The sequence below is a fragment of the Acinetobacter sp. TUM15064 genome, assembly GCF_008980265.1.
Classification (GTDB): Bacteria; Pseudomonadota; Gammaproteobacteria; order Pseudomonadales; family Moraxellaceae; genus Acinetobacter.
The window spans coordinates 1-17,140 of sequence record NZ_BKFU01000068.1 but is presented as its reverse complement, the minus strand read 5'-3'; the positions used below and the strand labels follow the sequence as shown (position 1 = coordinate 17,140).

Genomic DNA, 17,140 nt, shown 5'->3' with positions numbered 1-17,140 from the left:
GAAAATTCACATAACTAAATGTTATTAATTGTAATTTTTGTCATATATGATCATTTCAATTTTAGGGTCGAGATTAAAAAAATAAATAAAAAGCTTAATCGAAAGAGGTATTGTTGTTTTGTCTAAATCCTTACAGCACTGAAACAAAACATGAAAAAATCTGTTTGAAATGTCATTTTTAGTTTTGCTGGAGCCTAGTCAATTCATGGAGGATATTGGATCATTTGAGATCTATTTTTTGATGAAGGAATATGAAGTATAAAATAATAGCAGCATTGTTTGGGTTTCCCTGTGTGGTGGGTTGGTCAGCCAGTGAGTTAACATCAGATTGGGGCTATCAAGCAGAAAAAGCACTGGAGTCAGTTGAATCCCCAATATCAAGCATGTGCGGGATATAATCAATCACCTATTAATATAGAACGTGTGATTTCAGCAGAACTCGCAGCACTTCATTTTAACTATAAAACTTCTGCCAGCAATATTGTGCAACTTCCCCATACGGTACAAATCAATTTTCATCAAGGTAGTTATTTAAGTTTAGAGGGTGAACGATTTCAATTATTGCAAATGCATCTACACAGCCCCTCAGAAAATATGATCAAAGGGAAAAGCTTTCCCATGGAATTACATTTAGTTCATGCTTCTGAAAAAGGTGAGTTGGCCGTGGTTGCGGTAATGTATGAAGCAGGCAAAAAGAATTTAACACTGGAACGGCTATGGCAACCAAGACAATCAAAGAAAGGGTTAAGTTTGAGAGCGAATGAATTTTTACCCGCGACACATGGCTACTATCGTTTTAATGGTTCACTTACGACACCACCGTGTACTGAGAGTGTACGTTGAGTGGTCTTAAAAGATATACAACAGGCATCAGCGCAGCAAATCGCAAAATTCGCTGCACTGATAGGGTATCCGAATAACCGTCCTGTTCAAGCCATCAATGCACGTTTGGTTTTAGACTAGAATCTAAGTTTAAAAAAAGCAGATCGTTTGACCTGCTTTTTTTTAAGGTGGGATAACACGTCTCTATGCTAGTGCAAGATCTTGTCTAAGAACTGTTGAGCACGATCCCCACGTTTAGTATTAAAGAATTCATCTTTACTACAGTCTTCGACAATTTTACCTTGATCCATAAACAGCACACGATTGGCCACTTGGCGGGCAAAACCCATTTCATGGGTGACACACATCATGGTCATGCCTTCATGTGCCAGTTCGACCATCACATCAAGAACTTCATTAATCATTTCAGGGTCAAGCGCAGATGTCGGCTCATCAAACAGCATGGCAATCGGGTCCATACTAAGTGCACGGGCGATAGCGACACGTTGTTGTTGTCCACCTGAAAGTTGTGCTGGAAATTTATGAGCATGTGCACTCAGCCCAACCCGCTCTAAATAGCCTAAGCCTTTCTTTTTCGCGTCAGCTTCAGAGCGGCCCAATACTTTAATTTGGGCAATGGTCAAATTTTCCGTAATGCTTAAGTGTGGAAACAGTTCAAAGTGCTGAAACACCATACCCACGCGACTGCGTAATTTGGTCAAATCTGTTTTTGGGTCTTTAATCGGAATTCCATCAACCGTGATTTGGCCTTGTTGAAAAGCTTCCAGTCCATTCACTGTTTTAATTAGGGTCGATTTGCCTGAGCCTGATGGGCCACAGACTACCACGACTTCACCTTGGCAAATTTGTGTTGTGCAATCGGTTAAAACTTGAAAATCGCCATACCATTTACTGACATTTTGGAGGTCAATCATTACTTTTTGGTCGCTCATACGCTTAACCTCCTTTGTAATCGTTTTACTGCATATGTGGCTAGCATACTGATGGTGAAATACACCAAGCCTGCAAATAAAATATATTGTGTTAATAGAGACATCAAATCGCCACGCACGTAGTTAGTGCGGAAGAAGTCCAGTAAGCCAATGGCATACACCATGGTTGAGTCTTGGAACAAGATAATGGTTTGTTGTAACAGTAGCGGTGTCATTTTACGAAAGGCTTGTGGCAGGATAATTAAGCGCATAGATTGGCCATAGGTCATCCCTAGGGCATAAGCTGCGGCAGATTGCCCTCTAGGAATGGACTGAATCCCTGCACGGACAATTTCCGAGAAATAAGCCGCTTCAAACAACATGAACGCCACAATACTGGAGACCAAAGCGGTATCAATGGTCAGATAATTTCCCGTGACTGTGGTGTAGATGAACGGTACAGCAAAGTAGAACCACATCAATACCAACAGGAGTGGAATCGAGCGGAATAAATTGACATAACCTTGGGCAATTAAATTCAGGATGCGAATAGAAGACAAACGCATCAGTGCTAATAGAGTACCAATGAAAATACCGCCAATGGTGGCGATGATGACCACTTTTAAAGTGATGCTTAAACCATGCCATAGGGCAGGTGCAGATAACTGCAAATCATGGGTAAATGCGGTGAGCCATTCCATTATTTAGCTCCTGCAATTAAACCTGGGACACGTAAACGTTTTTCAAGCAGCGTCATTAAGGTAATTAAGCACACGTTGATAACGATGAAAATAAGCGTGACATAGGTATAGATTTCGATGGTGTTTTGCGTATATTCGCTGATGGTTTTCATCTGCGAAATAATCTCTGAGACCCCAACTAAAGAGGCCACAGAAGTATTTTTAACACAGTTGGTCAGCTCTGAACTCAGTGGTGGCAAAATCGTACGGAAGGACTGCGGTAAAATGACATAGCGATATAGTTGTGCAGTACTAAAACCCATGGCATAACCTGCATTGATCTGTCCTGTAGGTAAGGCTTCAATGCCTGTGCGGACTTGCTCGCAGACCCGTGCTGCAGTAAATAGTCCAAGACCGATACTGGCTGAAATGAGCGCAGTTGTACCCGCACTTAAATCATTGATCCACCATGATTTGATTGGCCCTGGTAGGAAGTTTGGAACTACATAGAACCAAATAAACAATTGGATCAAGAGTGGTACATTACGGAAAATGGTGACATAAGCTGTGCCGATGGCACGAGCAGTTTTATTCGGAAGCGTTCGCATAATGCCGAGAATGCTTCCAAGCACCATGGCAATGCTCCAAGCCACAATAGCAATAACAAATAGCCAGCCTAAACCAATCAAAATCCAACTGAGATAGGTGCTATCTCCGACGCCTGTGGATTGCCAAAGGACGCCCCAGTTCCAGCTATAATTCATGACAATCCCCTAAAATAGGTCAGGCAAAGAAACTTTGCCTGAGTGAACATTAATTTCTCGTTTATCTATTACTGATCACGGTCATGTGGGTTTGCAATTAAGGCTTTAAGTTGGTCTGACATAGCAAAATTCAGGTTAATGTTTTTCGGTGGAATTGGCTGTTCAAACCATTTGTTGTACATCTTGTTAATTTCACCAGAACTATAGGTGGCTTTAATGGCATCATCTACGACTTGCTTAAAGCCTGTGTCGCCTTTACGCAACATACAGCCATAGACTTCTTGAATTGGTGCTGTACCGACAATGTGCCAGTTGTTTGGATCTTTGGCTTTTGATTTTTCACCCGCAAGTAAAATGTCATCCATCATAAACGCAGCAGCACGACCACTTTGAAGCATCAAGAAAGATTCAGCATGGTCTTTAGCAGAAATGACTTCACCAATCCCGAGTTCTTTTTCATGTTGGCGGATATAGCGCTCAGATGTTGTACCTGCTGTGGTCACAAGCTTTTTGCCTTTTAGGTCAGCAAAATCTTTGATTCCCGAATTTGTCGCAGTGAGTAAGCGCGAGCCCACTTCAAAGAAACCTACCGAAAAGTCTACTTGTTGCTGACGTTCTTTGTTGTTTGTGGTTGAACCACACTCAAGGTCAACAGTACCATTTGAAACCAAAGGAATACGGTTTTGGCTGGTGACTAAGTTATAGCGAACTTTTAAATCAGGCATATTCAGCTTTTGTTTAACAGCGTCAACCACTTTGAGCTGTAAATCATGTGCGTAGCCGACTGGTTGGTTTGGGTTGTCTGCGATATAGGAGAATGGAATGGAAGAATCACGGTAACCTAAAACAATGGTTCCTGATTTTTTAATCTTATCTAAAGTGCCTGACTGTGAAGCATCAGCACCAGTGCTAGCGACATCTGTTGCAGGGGCTTTGTTATCGCTACATGCACTGAGGCTCAGCGCAAGTGCACTTGCACAAAATAGGGCAGAAAGATTACGTTGCATGGTCATGTACAAACTCCTTTTGTTTGCAGCATCAATTGCATTGTTTTTATTAAAAACGTCAGAATTGGGATAAAGCTTTATTCTGTGCAAAAGATGTTCTTTTTATGGTGTTTTTTTTACAGCTTAGTCTGCATCTTAATCGAGATTGCTTTTACTGCTCAAGTGGGATTTTTAATATTTTGTTAATAATGCATTGAATTAGGGCATAGTTATATTCCTCTGATATTACAAAGGAAATTAAGCATAATGCATGCCATTTTAATATTTTTTTAAATCATATTAGGCGAATGTCTAATAATTCAGGAGCCTCACAACACGCTTTTTATCATCTCACAGTGTGCGGGGATATAATGGGATAAGTAGAGTTTATAAAGATAAATTAAAAAAAGAAGCTTAAATTTTAAAAAGATGCTTTTACCAAGTTGCAAGCAGTATGAGCGAAACACGTATGAAATTTTGATAACGATTACAAGTCACTAAGGCGATTACATGGGATGATTTTAAGTTGAGTAATCGCACTGAGCTAAAGTTTGAAGTTAGAATTTTAGTGAACAAACATATCCATATATTCACGGATTTCAGAAATGGCTGTTTCAATATCGGTCGTCAACCATGTTGGCTCAAATAACCCGATATAATGATCTAAGCGATCTTGAGGTACAACAAGACGTATTGGACATTCTTCTTCGAGTAAACGCCAAGGAATAATCGGCGTTTCATTGTCTAAAAAGGCTTGCACATTTCGAATATCAATGATCATGGCATTGATACATTCAGGAAACGGCATCACAGAAAATTCTTCAGTGCGACGACGGAAAAACTCTAAATCGCCCCATTTGAGAATGTAACTTGGCTTAGAAAATTCAATTATACCAATGAGGTGTTGATCGCGAGTGAAATGCACATGACATTGGTGCGTAACATCAGTGTCTAAATCAAGCGTTACACTTTGTTGACGATATGCCATAAAGTCCAAAACAGCTAAAACAAGGTGCGTGATTATAGCGCAAATTGAGCTCAAGAAGACCTTTAGACAGACTCTTTTTGCCCATGCTTTATAGAAATGCCATTTCCTTGGTTTTGAAAGCTTAAAAAGTTATACGCCTATAGTTTTTAAATGCTTATAAAACAAATATTTAATAGTTTGAGATTTGTTTGTTTACTATCTCACTATGCTTTGAAACACAATGCTACACAAGCACTTGTTAGTATAAAAATTCGACAACTTGATAATAGAAATGCGGGGGAGCTATGACACATGATTTCAGTAAACCGCCCCATGTTCAAACGCCAGAGGAGCGGCAAAAGAAAAAACGCGTGCCAGTGTATATGCTGGCGTTGGTTGGCATCTTTTTCATTGCATTATTACTTTATATGTTTGCAGATCGTCAGCCGAATAAGGCTGATGCACCACCAGGACATCCTAATGCAACGACAGCAGTTGCAAGCTCAAATAATACTGCCACAACGACCACGAGTGATGAAGCGGTAGCAACAGATAGCAATACCGCAACAGCAACAGACCGTTAAAGGTGGTGAAAACCCTTGTGCATCAACAGGGGTTTTCTTTAAGAATCATTACAAAAAATAAAATCCACTTCTCATTGATATATTGGCTAAGATTACTCTAGAGAACTCAATTGAATGTTGAAGGTGTACTTGGCGAAGATCTAGACATAACAAGAGGGAGAACAAGATGAATGATTATGTAGGGCATCAAGGTCGATTTGATGCGATGTATTATTGGGATCAGTTTCATCCTATTCTGTCTGCAATCGCAATTCTGATCATTGGTTGGATTATTGCCTTGCTCATTGCAGGTGCTGTGAAAAAAGTCTTAACCAAACTGGGCACCAATCAAAAACTATCGAGTGCCACAGGGCATCGTTCAAATATTGAAAATATTGTTTCCCGTGTTGTGTTTTGGCTGATTTTGATTATTGCGGTGATTGGCGCACTCAATGTGCTTAATCTCACCAGTGTGAGTGGGCCATTTAGCAATATGGTTCAGCAATTCCTATTGTTTATCCCTCAATTGCTTGCTGCTATTGCGGTCGGTTTTATTGGCTGGATTGTGGCCAATCTGGTCAAAGTAGGTTTACAAAAAGGATTGGATCGTACCCAGTTAGATGAAAAGCTCAGTCAAGATGTCGGAGTCAGCACGCTCAGCCAAAATATCAGTGAAATTGTTTATTGGTTAATTCTCTTGCTGTTTTTGCCTATTGTACTGTCGATACTCGGTCTCACTGGGCTGCTTTTCCCTATCCAAAATATGGTCAATGAAGCCGTATTGTATCTGCCGAATATCTTTATTGCAGGTGTGATTATTTTTGCGGGTTATATTCTAGCAAAAATTGTACGTGGCATTATTGAGGGTTTATTGAGAAGCCTAGATGTACAAAAACAGGTTGAAAAATTAGGACTGTTTAAAAACTCAGATTTGGCTAAAGTGCTCGGATCTTTTGTTTTTGCAATCGTCATTATCACGGCTCTGATTATCGCTTTTGAAGCTTTAGGGATTGATGCCATTTCTCAACCTGCAACCGCCATGTTGTATGAAATCATGAATGCAATTCCGCATATTATTGCGGCGGCATTGATTTTAATTTTGGCCTATGTGGTGTCTCGTTTTGTCGCAAACCTTGTGGTGGAAGTCTTGTCGGGAACAGGTGTAGATGACATTCCAAGCAAAGTTGGCTTACAACGTTTCTTAGGGAACACCAAAGCATCTTGCGTTGTGGGTTACTTCATCGTGTTCTTTACCATGTTATTTGCAGTTTCTGAAGCAGCAAATCGACTCGGCTTTGAGCAGATCAGTGGTTTGATTGCGATGTTTATCCAGTTTGGTGCAAACATCCTGTTGGGTGCAGTCATTCTGGGCGTGGGCTTCTGGCTGGCGAACTTGGTTGCACAGGTGATTGAACGTGGAGAATACAATAGTTCTCGTTGGGTAGCGAACATTGTTCGTGTCTTGATCATTGGCTTGGTGTTGGCAATGGGCTTGCGTGCCATGGGTATCGCAGATTCGATCGTAAACTTAGCCTTTGGTTTAACGCTTGGCGCAGTTGCCATTGCTTTTGCATTGGCTTTTGGTCTGGGTGGACGTCAACCTGCGGAACGGGTTTTGACCGACTTGTTAGATAAAGCCAAAAAAGAAGGTACGCAACCGAATCCATTGTATCAGGCAAAAGCTGATAGCACGCAGTCCGCACAAGGCAAAGAAGAGCATGCTTCACTGAAAGAGCAAATGGATGCACCAACAGTTGCAGAAGAATATCAACATGCTGATGATATTCCGACCACCGCAGAAGTTGATCCTGCGCATAAACCTTTAAATAAACCTTTTGGCTCAACGGGTGAAGCTGAGCAAGATATTGATGTTCACCCCAAAGATCCAGACTAAGTCAATTATACTAAACACCAACCGCTGATAGTGGTTGGTGTTTTTTTTATTGGAGTAAACGATGTTAAAAAAAGCCCCAAATAAATATTTTGCGCCCATTATTATTGCAGGCATTACCGTTGGATTTTTCGTGAGTGCTTATAAGTTTGTCTTTGCGAAGCCGAAAGCAGAAGCTAAGCAATCCACAGCGTCAGAGATGCTTCCTGCGCAATCTTCTGAGCGAGTAGTGACTGAAAAGGATGATGAAAAATAATACAAAAGTATATAGTGTTGAATGGCATTTAATTTGGTATGTTTAATGCATGTGAAATATGGATATTTCATAAATTAGAAATACTTAGATGCCTATACTTTGAAATATGAATTGATGAATATTTCACAATTTATTTTGATAAATTGTACATACACAAGGAAAAACCAATGATGAAAATATTAAAAAAGACATTGATGTTGCGCCGTACCGTGACTGAACTTAGCCATGTGCAAATTGCGATTGCGAAAATGGACTTAGCGCTTGCTCGTCAGCAGAAGCAAAAGCAGTGCGTACTGCTACGCACGGACTATTTAGAATAATTTATCGTTTAAGCAGATGGCTTAGACATATTCTGATGCGGCATGTGCAGATGACCATGCCCATTGGAAGTTGAAACCACCCAAATGTCCTGTGACATCCAGTATTTCACCAACAAAGTACAAGCCTTTTTGCTTTTTACTTTCCATCGTTTTCGAGGACACTTCCGTGGTATCTACACCACCTAAAGTCACCTCAGCGGTACGGTAGCCTTCGGTTCCTGATGGTTTGACTTCAAACGCATGTATGCGCGTTGCAATGTGCTCCAGTTTTTCATCTGACAGTTGGCCAATCGCTGTTTCAGCCAATTCAGGCCAAATCAGGTTTTGTAGTTCAACCACTACACTTTTCGGGAAATGTTCACCCATTAAAGTGCGCAGTAGGGCTTTGGGTTGACTGTGTTTCTTGGCTTTTAAGTAGTCGTTCACATCCACACTTGGTAGGAAGTCAATTTTAAAACTTTGCCCTACATCCCAGTAATTCGACAGTTGCAGCGAGCTTGGCCCACTGAGCCCACGATGAGTAAATAAAAGCGCTTCGGTGAAAGCGTTTAAGTCATTTGATAAAGTTGCATCGACTGCGTTGCCACTTAAGCGTGTGGTCACTTCTTTAAAACTATCTGAAAAGGTGAAAGGTACTAAACCTGCGCGAGTTGGATAAACATGATGACCAAATTGCTTTGCAATTTCATAGCCAATCCCTGATCCCCCTAAGGTCGGTATAGATAAACCACCCGATGCAATCACCACAGATTCGGTTTCAAAATACCCCAGTGTCGTGGCAATTTGAAAACCTTGTTCATCGAGTGCGGTGATAGCTTTCACTTCACAGTTGGTTTTAATCTCGACCAAACCTGTCTTTTCACACTCGCTCAACAGCATGGCTAAAATTTCTTTGGCACCTTTTAGGGTGAACAGCTGACCGTGTTTACGTTCTTCATATTCAATCCCGTATTCACAAACTAGGCCAATAAAGTCCCAATTGGTATAGCGAGTGAGGGCTGAAATCACAAAGTGTGGATTATGCGAAATAAAGTTGCTGGGTTCGACATAGAGGTTGGTAAAGTTACATTTACCACCACCCGACATGAGAATTTTTTTACCGACTTTATTGGCTTTTTCTACCACCACCACTTTACGTCCACGTTGAGCTGCCATATAGGCTGTCATTAAGCCAGATGCACCTGCACCTAAAACTAAGACATCATATTGATTTGCGGACATGACACACTCACGGGAGAATAAAGCAGGGCATTATAGACCATCTTTTTTGCTTTTTCAGGACTATCTAAAGTACTGCTGAACGACCTTGCAGTCCACCTGAATGAATCACCAAAATACGATGATCTATGGAAAATGTACCTTGTTGAATTAAATCGCTTAAACCTAACAGCATTTTGCCTGTGTAAATTTGTTCCAGTGGAATGTCATATTGCTGTTCAAAGTCTTGAATAAATTGCAGTAGTTCAGGCGTAGTTTTGGCATAACCGCCACAGCAATATTGATCGGTAATTTGCCAATTCTCTTTTTCAGTCAGTTGCTTTATCTCTCGACTCAAAAAATCACCTTTGAGTGCGGAAAAGCCCAAAATTTGCTGCTGCGAATGACTGGCTTCAATCAGACCTGCAATGGTGCCACCTGTACCCACGGCACAGCAAATCAGATCGAAATTTTGTCGATCCGCATCAGAGAGAATTTCTGTACAGCCTTGAATGGCAAGAGGATTGGTGCCCCCTTCAGGAATCACATAATAATCAGGATAATCTTGTTGTAACCGTGCTAAGTAGGCTGAGCTTTGCTTTTGCCGATAGGTTTCTCGCGTCACAAACTGCAATTGCATGCCGAATTGCTGTGCTGTACTTAAAGTTGCATTCAAAGCTTTACTAGCTAGCTCTTCACCTCGAATAATGCCCAGACTCTCAAAACCCAATAACTGCGCTGCATAGGCTGTCGCGGCAATATGATTGGAATAGGCACCACCAAAAGTCAGCAGTTTTTTATAGCCTTGTTGCTGTGCCACTAACAGGTTGTATTTCAGTTTAAAAAATTTATTGCCTGAAATGTGTGGATGGACTAGGTCTAAACGTTTGATGCTGATATTAATCCCGCCAACGCTGATGTGCTGATAGGGAATGGACTGCGCAATCTGTTCAAACATAGGGCTTTAATCAATCAGGTTGAGTGCATAGTGTAAGTGAAAAGTCTTGGTTTCTGCACAGGATTAATGCTGTGCAGATCGGGTATCGACTGAACTAATCACGGACATGCCAGGGCGTAAATTTTCAATGCCTGTTTGATTCGGATCAATTGCAATCCGTACCGCAATGCGTTGTACCACTTTGGTAAAGTTGCCTGTCGCATTATCTGCTTTAAGCACACTGAACTCTGAGCCCGCTGCTGGGGAAATTTGCTCGACATGACCTGTAAATTTTTGATGATTGAGGGCATCCACCGTGAACCATGCTTTTTGTCCAATTTTCATGTTGGCAATTTGGGTCTCTTTAAAGTTCGCCGTGACCCAAGTTTGCTGCGGAATCAGATAGAGCAACTGTGTGCCTGCTGCTACATATTGTCCCACACGTGGATTGACGTCACCCAGTTGTCCATCCATCGGGGCGGTAATACTGCTGTAGTTTTTGGTGGTTTTGGCTTGATCCAGTTGCGCAGCGGCATTGGTCACTTGTGCTTTAAGTCCTGTTTCAGCCACTTGTGCGGTTTTGAGCGCTTCTTTGGCCACCAAAACATTGGCCTGTGCTTGTTGCAGTAAGGCTAAATTATTTTGGGTATCGGCAAAGGCTTTGTCTTGTTCCGATTTAGATGCTGCGCCAGAGTCGCCTAACTGTTGATAGCGCTGTTGTTGTGCTAATGACAGTTGGTACGCTGCTCGCGCTTGTTCCACTTTGGCTTCTGCCGCGACAATATCGGCTTTACGCTGTGCAATATTTTGGCTTTGATTGGAGAGGTTATTTTGGGCTTGATCGACGCCTGCTTCAGCCTGTGTGACTTTTTGGTCATAGGTGGTGGCATCAATATGCATCAACACCTGTCCTTTTTTGACGTGATCAAAATCACTGACCAGCACATCTTTGACATAGCCATTAATTTGCGAAGAAAGCACTGTAGTTTTGCCTTTGACATAGCTATTGTCTGTTGACTCAATATCGCTATCAAATGGCCCAATTTTCCATGCCCACAAGATGATGCCGATCCCGATGATGAGTACTAAAAACATCAAAATCAAGGTACGTTTCGCTGTTGGAATTAATTTACTTGAAGGCGGCGTAATCGGTGTTTCTGCTGCCACGGGCTGTTCAGGCTGAGCGGTATTTTCAGTCGTTGCAGTTGTTTCAGCGGGAGCTACGGGTTTTTGATCATCAGACATAACAATTTCTCAATAAATAGGGAGCAGTGGCATTAGGCAGGACCGATTTTCGCCTGTTGCCGCAGTTGATATTGATTCCGTGCAATCAGGAATGTCCCCCATAGCAACAGCAGCATGGCAATAACGCCATTGAAGCTAATCACATCGTTATAGGCACGTACTTGGGCTTCTCGAGTTACCACTTGATTTAAATTTTTTAAGGCTTGTTGTTGCTCTAACTGCTGATCGAGCGTGTAACTATGCGAACTTTGTTGATACGCTAAAAGACGCTGTGCAATCAACGGATTGGTTTCGGGGAGTTGTTGAATCATTTCAGCACGATAGCTCTGGGTTCGGACTTGTTGATAGGTGGAGTAAAAGGATGAACCGACTAAGCCACCAAATGTTTGAGTCGCTGAAAATAAAACAATGAACGTGACAATATGGGTAGGGCCTTTTTGCATGGCACTTAAGATACCCGTGATTAAGAGTGGACCAATAAATACACCACTGGCAAAGCCTACCAAAAACTGACTGCCGTAGAGGTTGGAAGGGCGAATATCGCTGGTGAGGTGAAAATCTAGCCCGCAAGCAATTAATACCAAAGCTTCTGCTAACAGTAGGTGCCAAATAATCCGTTCACGTGAAAAAGTGATGGCACTAAATAAGGTTCCAGACACAATGCCTAAAAAGATCACCACATAGAGCGGGACAAATTGATCGGGGCCCATACCCATCGTTTTGAGAAAACTCACGGCAGCATAACTTTGCTCCGACATTAAGAAACGTATTGCAAAGGCACCAATGATAAAACGAAGCGTGGATGATGTTCCTAGCCAACGTGTCATAATCAGTGGATTGACCCGATAATGCTCATAGACCAAACCAATCACAATTAGGCTGAACCCTGCAATGAGTAAATAGGCCAACCATTTCACCTCAAACCACCACAAGATAGGTCCTTGGGTCAGTACAATACACAAAAAGGCAAAACCGGGCGCAAGCAGGGCAAAGGTGAAGAAGTCCTGCTTTTCAAAAACAGCAATTCTTAAACTGCGGGGTAATTTAAGCGATACCACCATTGCAAAACAGCACAGGGCTAAACCAATTTCAAAGGTATATAGGACATTCCAGTTATTGACGTCAATAAGATAGGGAGAAATGATCCATGCTAAGGGAATACCAAGCTGTTGGAAGCCTAAAGCTAAATAGATACTGCGACCAAAATTTTCTCGCTTAAAAGCCTGCATAATGTAATACATGCCTAAAGAGCTGAGCGGTGCTGCAACCATGCCGCTAATAAAACGCACCAGTACAGCCATTTCAAAGGTATGTACAAAGACGTGTAAAACTAAAACTACAATAAAAATCAGTAGGCCTATTTCAGAAAATAGGCGAAGACCATATTGCTGGCGGGCTTTAAACAGAATCAGGTTCGCACTGACATTAGCCATCACATAAGCTGCGGGGATCCATGCTACCTCAGAGGGTGTGAGTCCATATTCACCTTGAATTAAGGGTAAATTTGCAGTAATGAAACCGTTACTGAGACTTGCAGACAGTGCGACAAATAAGCCAATAAAAAAATATATGAAGCGCTTAGGTGTGGAGTGCGCGATCACGGCAGGAGAGCCGGGCAGAGTTGGTTTTTCTTCGGCTGTCCAGTTTGGTGCAGGTTCGAGTAAACGCAGTGGCTGTGTCATGAGTGGTGACCTTTATGCCCGAATACCGTTGAGTAAGAGCTCAATCGCACGTTGTGCAAGTTGTTGTTGCTCTAGATTGGTCAGCCCTTGAAATGAAGTCCTTAAAATCGCTGTAATCATGGCGTAATCTTGGGTAGTCAAATCGGGGCGGCATACGCCGTGGCAAATCGCTTGATCAATCAAAGGTTGTAAAATGGCATCACGGCGTGCGTAAATATCGACCATGACGGGATCATCACGCTCAATCACCCGCCAATATTCCATCAGTGCGGTTAAATAGGGCAAGTTATAAACATGGTTTTCAATTAAACGAATAAAACCATCTTCATACTGAGAAAACGCTGCCGCACGAACAGCGAGACGTTCCAAAGCTTGTTCCATGAGTGCAATCACCAAGGCACGACGGTCATCAAAATTACGATAAAACGTCGCCCGCCCGACATTGGCTGTATCAATGATTATTTGTAAGGGAGCATTGATTCCGTGTGTACGAAAAACCTGAACCGCAGCTTCCAGCAATTCCTCACGGTTTTGTGCAGCACGCTGTTGACGACTGGTCATGGTGATTATTTCATTTGATTTGGGAGTGCTATTATTTAACGGACAAAAGTGTCCGTTGTAAATATTTAATCCTGTAAGATTTTGTAAATCAGTTTGTCTTTTTCTAATTTAATCTAATTTCGATAAGAAATAGGCGACTCGGAAACGTCATCTGCAACCTGCATGGTGTAAATAAGATAATGTTTTATTCGCTATATTTGAATAAATCCAAGGAATGAACAGGTTTTGCAGATCACAATGGTTTTGCCTACTTTTATCGAAACAAAAGTAGGGCGAGCCACAGGCTGATGAAGAAATTGAATAAAACAAGATAAGACTCCGCCAAGATAGTTTTTTCAATACGTCGGATAAATATTTAAATCGAATTTTGGTTAACTTAAATCATTTATATTATTGTTTTATAAACGAATGATTGATTTTTCTTGAAATAAAAAAATACGCACAGAACCATCATGTAGATAGATAAGAGTTGTAACAAAGTCGATAGGATTGGAAAAATAAAAGTGCTATGCTGAAAGCACAATAATGATAAATGAGGGGATATGATGAAAACCTTATCTACCCTAGTATTGGTTTTATTGCTCACTCAGCTAACTGCATGTGATGCAAAAAAGGATTTGAATCAGCCTAGAACTGAGGCTCGTACCATGATTATTGGCGGAGTTCCTGTGCATGATCGTGACTATAAACTTCCATCACAAGAAATGGCTTTTAATCAGAAAACGCCTACACAGGCTGATGCCTACTAAGATGTAAAATAGGGAGGCATATTGTCAGTACATGGTGGTGCAAGGTGCGATGTGCAGTATAAAAGATGCATTGTGCTACGTCAGATTTGTGAAAATGTGAAGTAGACGTCTTACTTCCTGCAAACGTTTGTTGAATTAAAGCCTTACAAACGTATAAAAGGCCTTGTACTCGCCCAATATGCCCAAACTGTTGTTATTCAAATTGGCTAGATCAGTTTGATTTGCCAATTTGAAGCTTGAATCTCTAAGTTATTTTGCCTAAGTTGTTGGCTAATTGCATCGGCTTGTTTTTGCAAGTCTGCAACTGCTATGGTTTTAACCCAGCGAATTTCACTGGAACTATAACGACCATTTTCACGTCGTGAACTGTCGATGGCCTGTTGGATAATACGATGCTGTTGAGTGAGCAAATCACGTGTGTTTAAAACACTGAGCATGGATTGGCCTGTGCTGGTTTTAGCTTGAGCATTGGTCGCATGAATTTTTTCAATCAGATGATGTAACTCTGTATTTACACTAAAGGCCTCACCCATCAGTGCATTGGGGTCTTCACTCAGTTCATCGCCTTCTTGGATCAAAACATTATTGTTGATCCGTTGCTGTAAAGAGGCGAGCTTGGTTTGTAAATCACTACGCAATAAAAGTGCTTCGGCGAGTTTCATAGTTTTATTTTTAAAATTTTAGATGAATCTTATACTGCATCTGTGCGATCAAAGCTTCAAATGAGTTTTGTAATTCGAAGAAGTGACATTTTGCTTAAAAGTGATAAGAGCACAGAAGCGTGCTCTTATCGCTATATATTAAAAATTTAGTGGAACACTGTTTCTAAAGCTTTTAAACCCACTTTTGGGTCAAGCAGACCATTGTAAATTTCAGGGATGTCACGTTCCACCCCAAAGAACTCATAAATGGCAAGCATCGCCCCACGAACTGAATATTCCACAGTAAAGACCACGTCATCTTCAATTTCCACAAACTGTCCAAGGAAAGCAAAGTTTTGTGAGCCTTGCGGAATCACTTGTGGACGATCCCCCGGTTTACGGCAGGCAAACAGGGCAGAGGCGTATGGCATCATGGCGGTAGTAACATCAGTCGTTGCCAAAACATGATCTAAAATGTCCTCAAAACCGAGTTGTTTAATCAGCTCTGTTAGAATTTCTTGCCCCGTGGCTTCGGACATTGGTTTTTTGATGTAATCGCCTATATGGTCAATTTGGAAACCGTAGCCCCATAAGGTATATAAACCTTCAGGTAAGTCGGCAAAGTGTGGCTGTGCAGGAACCACGATGGATAAATGCCAACCCGAATCATACCAAGTCATCAGTGCGCCTGTACCCGGTTCATTGCCTGTATAGTCAATAATACGTTTAAGTAGCACGTCATCTTTCATGGTCAGAGTAAATGACTCCCACTTATGTTCATCGACATTGCCATAAAAAGTCATTGGACGGCCAAAGTCTGGGGCTTTTTGTGCCAGCGTTTCCCAAAGCGTCCAGCCATGATCTTCTCGATTACGAATGAGGGCAGGTACGTCATGATTACCACCATAACGCGAGTCTGCGGTAATAGAGCCTAAAGTGAAAATGGCTAAATCATTGGCTTTCAGATTAATTTGCTCTGTGCCTTCAGGCAATTGTACATATAGGCGCGAGGCATGGCGCTCTTGGGTTTCAGCATTGGTAATGAAGTCTGCATCTGTGACATAGTGTCCAAAACGCACATCGACACCTTGTGCGACTAGCCAACGCTGTAAGGGCAGAATCATTGAATCATATTGGTTGTACTTGGTGCGTTTCACACCTGCTAAAGTATGAATACGCGGTAGTTCTTGAATAAAACGTAAAAAATAGCGTCTTAACTCTGCTGCGCTGTGCCATTTTTGAAAAGCGAAAGTGGTGCGCCACATGCGCCAGAAATTGGTTTCAAAAAAGGCTTCATCAAAAAACTCATCTATGCGGCGGCTGCCAATTTTTTCTTCTTTTGAAGCCAATAAGCGTAGCATTTGTGCACGATGTAGCGTATTCAGGCCAAGTTTTGCTGCATCCGCAATGACATGTTCGGCATCAATCAACCGTGCATTGGCATGGGTTTTCACTTTTTCATTAAACTCACGACACTCTTCACGCACCGAAATGTCTGGATTTTCTAAGGATGGAATACTGGAAAATAAATCCCACAGGCACAAATAAGTTTCATCGGTCAGCATTCGCCCACCACGTGTTACCCAAGCTTGTGCGGCATGCGGTGTATGTCCACCGTCCATCGAGCCACCTGAAATATCGAGTTCTTCTAAAATATGGATATTTTTGGCAGGGACTTTGGCATCACGGATTGCAAATGCAGCAGCAGCCATACCTGCGATACCACCACCAATAATCCAAAGATGGGACTGTTGCGCGTCTAATGGGGTGCGCTTCTTATTTTGCATGGTTCACCTTTAATTATGATGTTAAAAATTATGAAGTAAAAAAATTGGTTTAGAAAAACCTTAAAAATAGTATGTCTTTTTATATATGAAAAATGTATGAAATGGGAAGCAATCCACTCATTATATTTTGTAATCAAAAATATGTAGATAATGGTTATTT

General features: G+C 41.6%; 17 protein-coding genes and 1 pseudogene. 6 read left to right on the top strand and 12 right to left on the bottom strand.

From position 1 onward, the window contains the following. Positions 1–251 precede the first annotated feature (251 nt). Positions 252–963 (top strand): annotated as a pseudogene (locus GBI16_RS15475) (carbonic anhydrase). Positions 964–1,031: 68 nt separating this feature from the next. Here GBI16_RS15475 and GBI16_RS15470 read toward each other — a convergent pair. The 5 genes from GBI16_RS15470 to GBI16_RS15450 form a co-directional block, all read right to left on the bottom strand. Then, on the bottom strand, positions 1,032–1,757 hold the full coding sequence (locus GBI16_RS15470) for an amino acid ABC transporter ATP-binding protein (protein ID WP_171494573.1): 726 nt from the start codon (positions 1,755–1,757) through the stop codon (positions 1,032–1,034). 14 nt (positions 1,758–1,771) lie between these two features. Continuing rightward, positions 1,772–2,455, bottom strand: a complete 684-nt coding sequence (locus GBI16_RS15465; RefSeq protein WP_086208545.1) for an ABC transporter permease subunit — start codon at positions 2,453–2,455, stop codon at positions 1,772–1,774. Next, positions 2,455–3,198 (bottom strand): amino acid ABC transporter permease, encoded by a 744-nt coding sequence (locus tag GBI16_RS15460; protein WP_151707404.1) that lies wholly within the window; start codon positions 3,196–3,198, stop codon positions 2,455–2,457. The genes GBI16_RS15465 and GBI16_RS15460 overlap by 1 nt, the downstream gene beginning before the upstream one ends. Positions 3,199–3,266: 68 nt before the next feature. Further along, positions 3,267–4,211, bottom strand: a complete 945-nt coding sequence (locus GBI16_RS15455) for a transporter substrate-binding domain-containing protein (RefSeq protein WP_151707403.1) — start codon at positions 4,209–4,211, stop codon at positions 3,267–3,269. A gap of 538 nt (positions 4,212–4,749) precedes the next feature. After that, positions 4,750–5,172, bottom strand: a complete 423-nt coding sequence (locus tag GBI16_RS15450; protein ID WP_086208542.1) for a hypothetical protein — start codon at positions 5,170–5,172, stop codon at positions 4,750–4,752. Positions 5,173–5,456: 284 nt separating this feature from the next. Here GBI16_RS15450 and GBI16_RS15445 point away from each other — a divergent pair, with 284 nt between their 5' ends. The 4 genes from GBI16_RS15445 (at position 5,457) to GBI16_RS18710 (ending at position 8,181) form a co-directional block, all read left to right on the top strand. Then, on the top strand, positions 5,457–5,735 hold the full coding sequence (locus GBI16_RS15445; protein ID WP_086208541.1) for a hypothetical protein: 279 nt from the start codon (positions 5,457–5,459) through the stop codon (positions 5,733–5,735). A gap of 166 nt (positions 5,736–5,901) precedes the next feature. Continuing rightward, entirely contained in the window at positions 5,902–7,608 is a 1,707-nt protein-coding gene (locus tag GBI16_RS15440) for a mechanosensitive ion channel (protein ID WP_151707402.1), read from the top strand. A 61-nt stretch (positions 7,609–7,669) separates the two neighbouring features. After that, positions 7,670–7,861 carry a hypothetical protein gene (locus tag GBI16_RS15435; RefSeq protein WP_151707401.1) on the top strand — a complete coding sequence of 64 codons (192 nt, stop codon included), beginning with the start codon at positions 7,670–7,672 and terminating at the stop codon, positions 7,859–7,861. Positions 7,862–8,028: 167 nt separating this feature from the next. Beyond that, the gene (locus GBI16_RS18710) at positions 8,029–8,181 is read left to right on the top strand and encodes a hypothetical protein (protein ID WP_171494572.1); all 153 of its coding nucleotides are present in this window, start codon (positions 8,029–8,031) and stop codon (positions 8,179–8,181) included. A gap of 21 nt (positions 8,182–8,202) precedes the next feature. Here the strand turns inward: GBI16_RS18710 and GBI16_RS15430 are convergent, their stop codons facing one another. The 5 genes from GBI16_RS15430 to GBI16_RS15410 all read right to left on the bottom strand — a co-directional run bounded on the left by GBI16_RS15430 (position 8,203) and on the right by GBI16_RS15410 (position 13,803). Beyond that, complete coding sequence (locus GBI16_RS15430; protein ID WP_151707400.1) at positions 8,203–9,402, bottom strand: NAD(P)/FAD-dependent oxidoreductase; 1,200 nt, start codon at positions 9,400–9,402, stop codon at positions 8,203–8,205. A gap of 64 nt (positions 9,403–9,466) precedes the next feature. After that, positions 9,467–10,336 carry a 1-aminocyclopropane-1-carboxylate deaminase/D-cysteine desulfhydrase gene (locus GBI16_RS15425; RefSeq protein WP_151707399.1) on the bottom strand — a complete coding sequence of 290 codons (870 nt, stop codon included), beginning with the start codon at positions 10,334–10,336 and terminating at the stop codon, positions 9,467–9,469. Between the two features lie 63 nt (positions 10,337–10,399). After that, positions 10,400–11,560 (bottom strand): HlyD family secretion protein, encoded by a 1,161-nt coding sequence (locus tag GBI16_RS15420; protein ID WP_151707398.1) that lies wholly within the window; start codon positions 11,558–11,560, stop codon positions 10,400–10,402. 32 nt (positions 11,561–11,592) lie between these two features. Continuing rightward, on the bottom strand, positions 11,593–13,242 hold the full coding sequence (locus GBI16_RS15415; protein WP_151707397.1) for an MFS transporter: 1,650 nt from the start codon (positions 13,240–13,242) through the stop codon (positions 11,593–11,595). Between the two features lie 12 nt (positions 13,243–13,254). Beyond that, positions 13,255–13,803, bottom strand: coding sequence for a TetR/AcrR family transcriptional regulator (locus GBI16_RS15410; RefSeq protein WP_151707396.1), 549 nt, complete (start codon positions 13,801–13,803; stop codon positions 13,255–13,257). Between the two features lie 545 nt (positions 13,804–14,348). Here GBI16_RS15410 and GBI16_RS15405 point away from each other — a divergent pair. Beyond that, the gene (locus tag GBI16_RS15405; RefSeq protein ID WP_010326228.1) at positions 14,349–14,552 is read left to right on the top strand and encodes an NF038215 family lipoprotein; all 204 of its coding nucleotides are present in this window, start codon (positions 14,349–14,351) and stop codon (positions 14,550–14,552) included. A gap of 206 nt (positions 14,553–14,758) precedes the next feature. On the opposite strand, the gene GBI16_RS15400 is transcribed toward GBI16_RS15405, so the two are convergent. Together GBI16_RS15400 and GBI16_RS15395 are read right to left on the bottom strand one after the other, a co-directional pair. Further along, on the bottom strand, positions 14,759–15,214 hold the full coding sequence (locus tag GBI16_RS15400; RefSeq protein WP_151707395.1) for a DIP1984 family protein: 456 nt from the start codon (positions 15,212–15,214) through the stop codon (positions 14,759–14,761). Between the two features lie 146 nt (positions 15,215–15,360). After that, on the bottom strand, positions 15,361–16,980 hold the full coding sequence (locus GBI16_RS15395; protein WP_151707394.1) for an oleate hydratase: 1,620 nt from the start codon (positions 16,978–16,980) through the stop codon (positions 15,361–15,363). Positions 16,981–17,140: the final 160 nt, after the last annotated feature.

Bases quoted from the DNA above. Each gene is read 5' to 3' on its own strand.
- GBI16_RS15470 (WP_171494573.1), bottom strand. From the start codon at position 1,757: ATGATTGACCTCCAAAATGTCAGTAAATGGTATGGCGATTTTCAAGTT.
- GBI16_RS15465 (WP_086208545.1), bottom strand. From the start codon at position 2,455: ATGGAATGGCTCACCGCATTTACCCATGATTTGCAGTTATCTGCACCT.
- GBI16_RS15460 (WP_151707404.1), bottom strand. From the start codon at position 3,198: ATGAATTATAGCTGGAACTGGGGCGTCCTTTGGCAATCCACAGGCGTC.
- GBI16_RS15455 (WP_151707403.1), bottom strand. From the start codon at position 4,211: ATGACCATGCAACGTAATCTTTCTGCCCTATTTTGTGCAAGTGCACTT.
- GBI16_RS15450 (WP_086208542.1), bottom strand. From the start codon at position 5,172: ATGGCATATCGTCAACAAAGTGTAACGCTTGATTTAGACACTGATGTT.
- GBI16_RS15445 (WP_086208541.1), top strand. From the start codon at position 5,457: ATGACACATGATTTCAGTAAACCGCCCCATGTTCAAACGCCAGAGGAG.
- GBI16_RS15440 (WP_151707402.1), top strand. From the start codon at position 5,902: ATGAATGATTATGTAGGGCATCAAGGTCGATTTGATGCGATGTATTAT.
- GBI16_RS15435 (WP_151707401.1), top strand. From the start codon at position 7,670: ATGTTAAAAAAAGCCCCAAATAAATATTTTGCGCCCATTATTATTGCA.
- GBI16_RS18710 (WP_171494572.1), top strand. From the start codon at position 8,029: ATGATGAAAATATTAAAAAAGACATTGATGTTGCGCCGTACCGTGACT.
- GBI16_RS15430 (WP_151707400.1), bottom strand. From the start codon at position 9,402: ATGTCCGCAAATCAATATGATGTCTTAGTTTTAGGTGCAGGTGCATCT.
- GBI16_RS15425 (WP_151707399.1), bottom strand. From the start codon at position 10,336: ATGTTTGAACAGATTGCGCAGTCCATTCCCTATCAGCACATCAGCGTT.
- GBI16_RS15420 (WP_151707398.1), bottom strand. From the start codon at position 11,560: ATGTCTGATGATCAAAAACCCGTAGCTCCCGCTGAAACAACTGCAACG.
- GBI16_RS15415 (WP_151707397.1), bottom strand. From the start codon at position 13,242: ATGACACAGCCACTGCGTTTACTCGAACCTGCACCAAACTGGACAGCC.
- GBI16_RS15410 (WP_151707396.1), bottom strand. From the start codon at position 13,803: ATGACCAGTCGTCAACAGCGTGCTGCACAAAACCGTGAGGAATTGCTG.
- GBI16_RS15405 (WP_010326228.1), top strand. From the start codon at position 14,349: ATGAAAACCTTATCTACCCTAGTATTGGTTTTATTGCTCACTCAGCTA.
- GBI16_RS15400 (WP_151707395.1), bottom strand. From the start codon at position 15,214: ATGAAACTCGCCGAAGCACTTTTATTGCGTAGTGATTTACAAACCAAG.
- GBI16_RS15395 (WP_151707394.1), bottom strand. From the start codon at position 16,980: ATGCAAAATAAGAAGCGCACCCCATTAGACGCGCAACAGTCCCATCTT.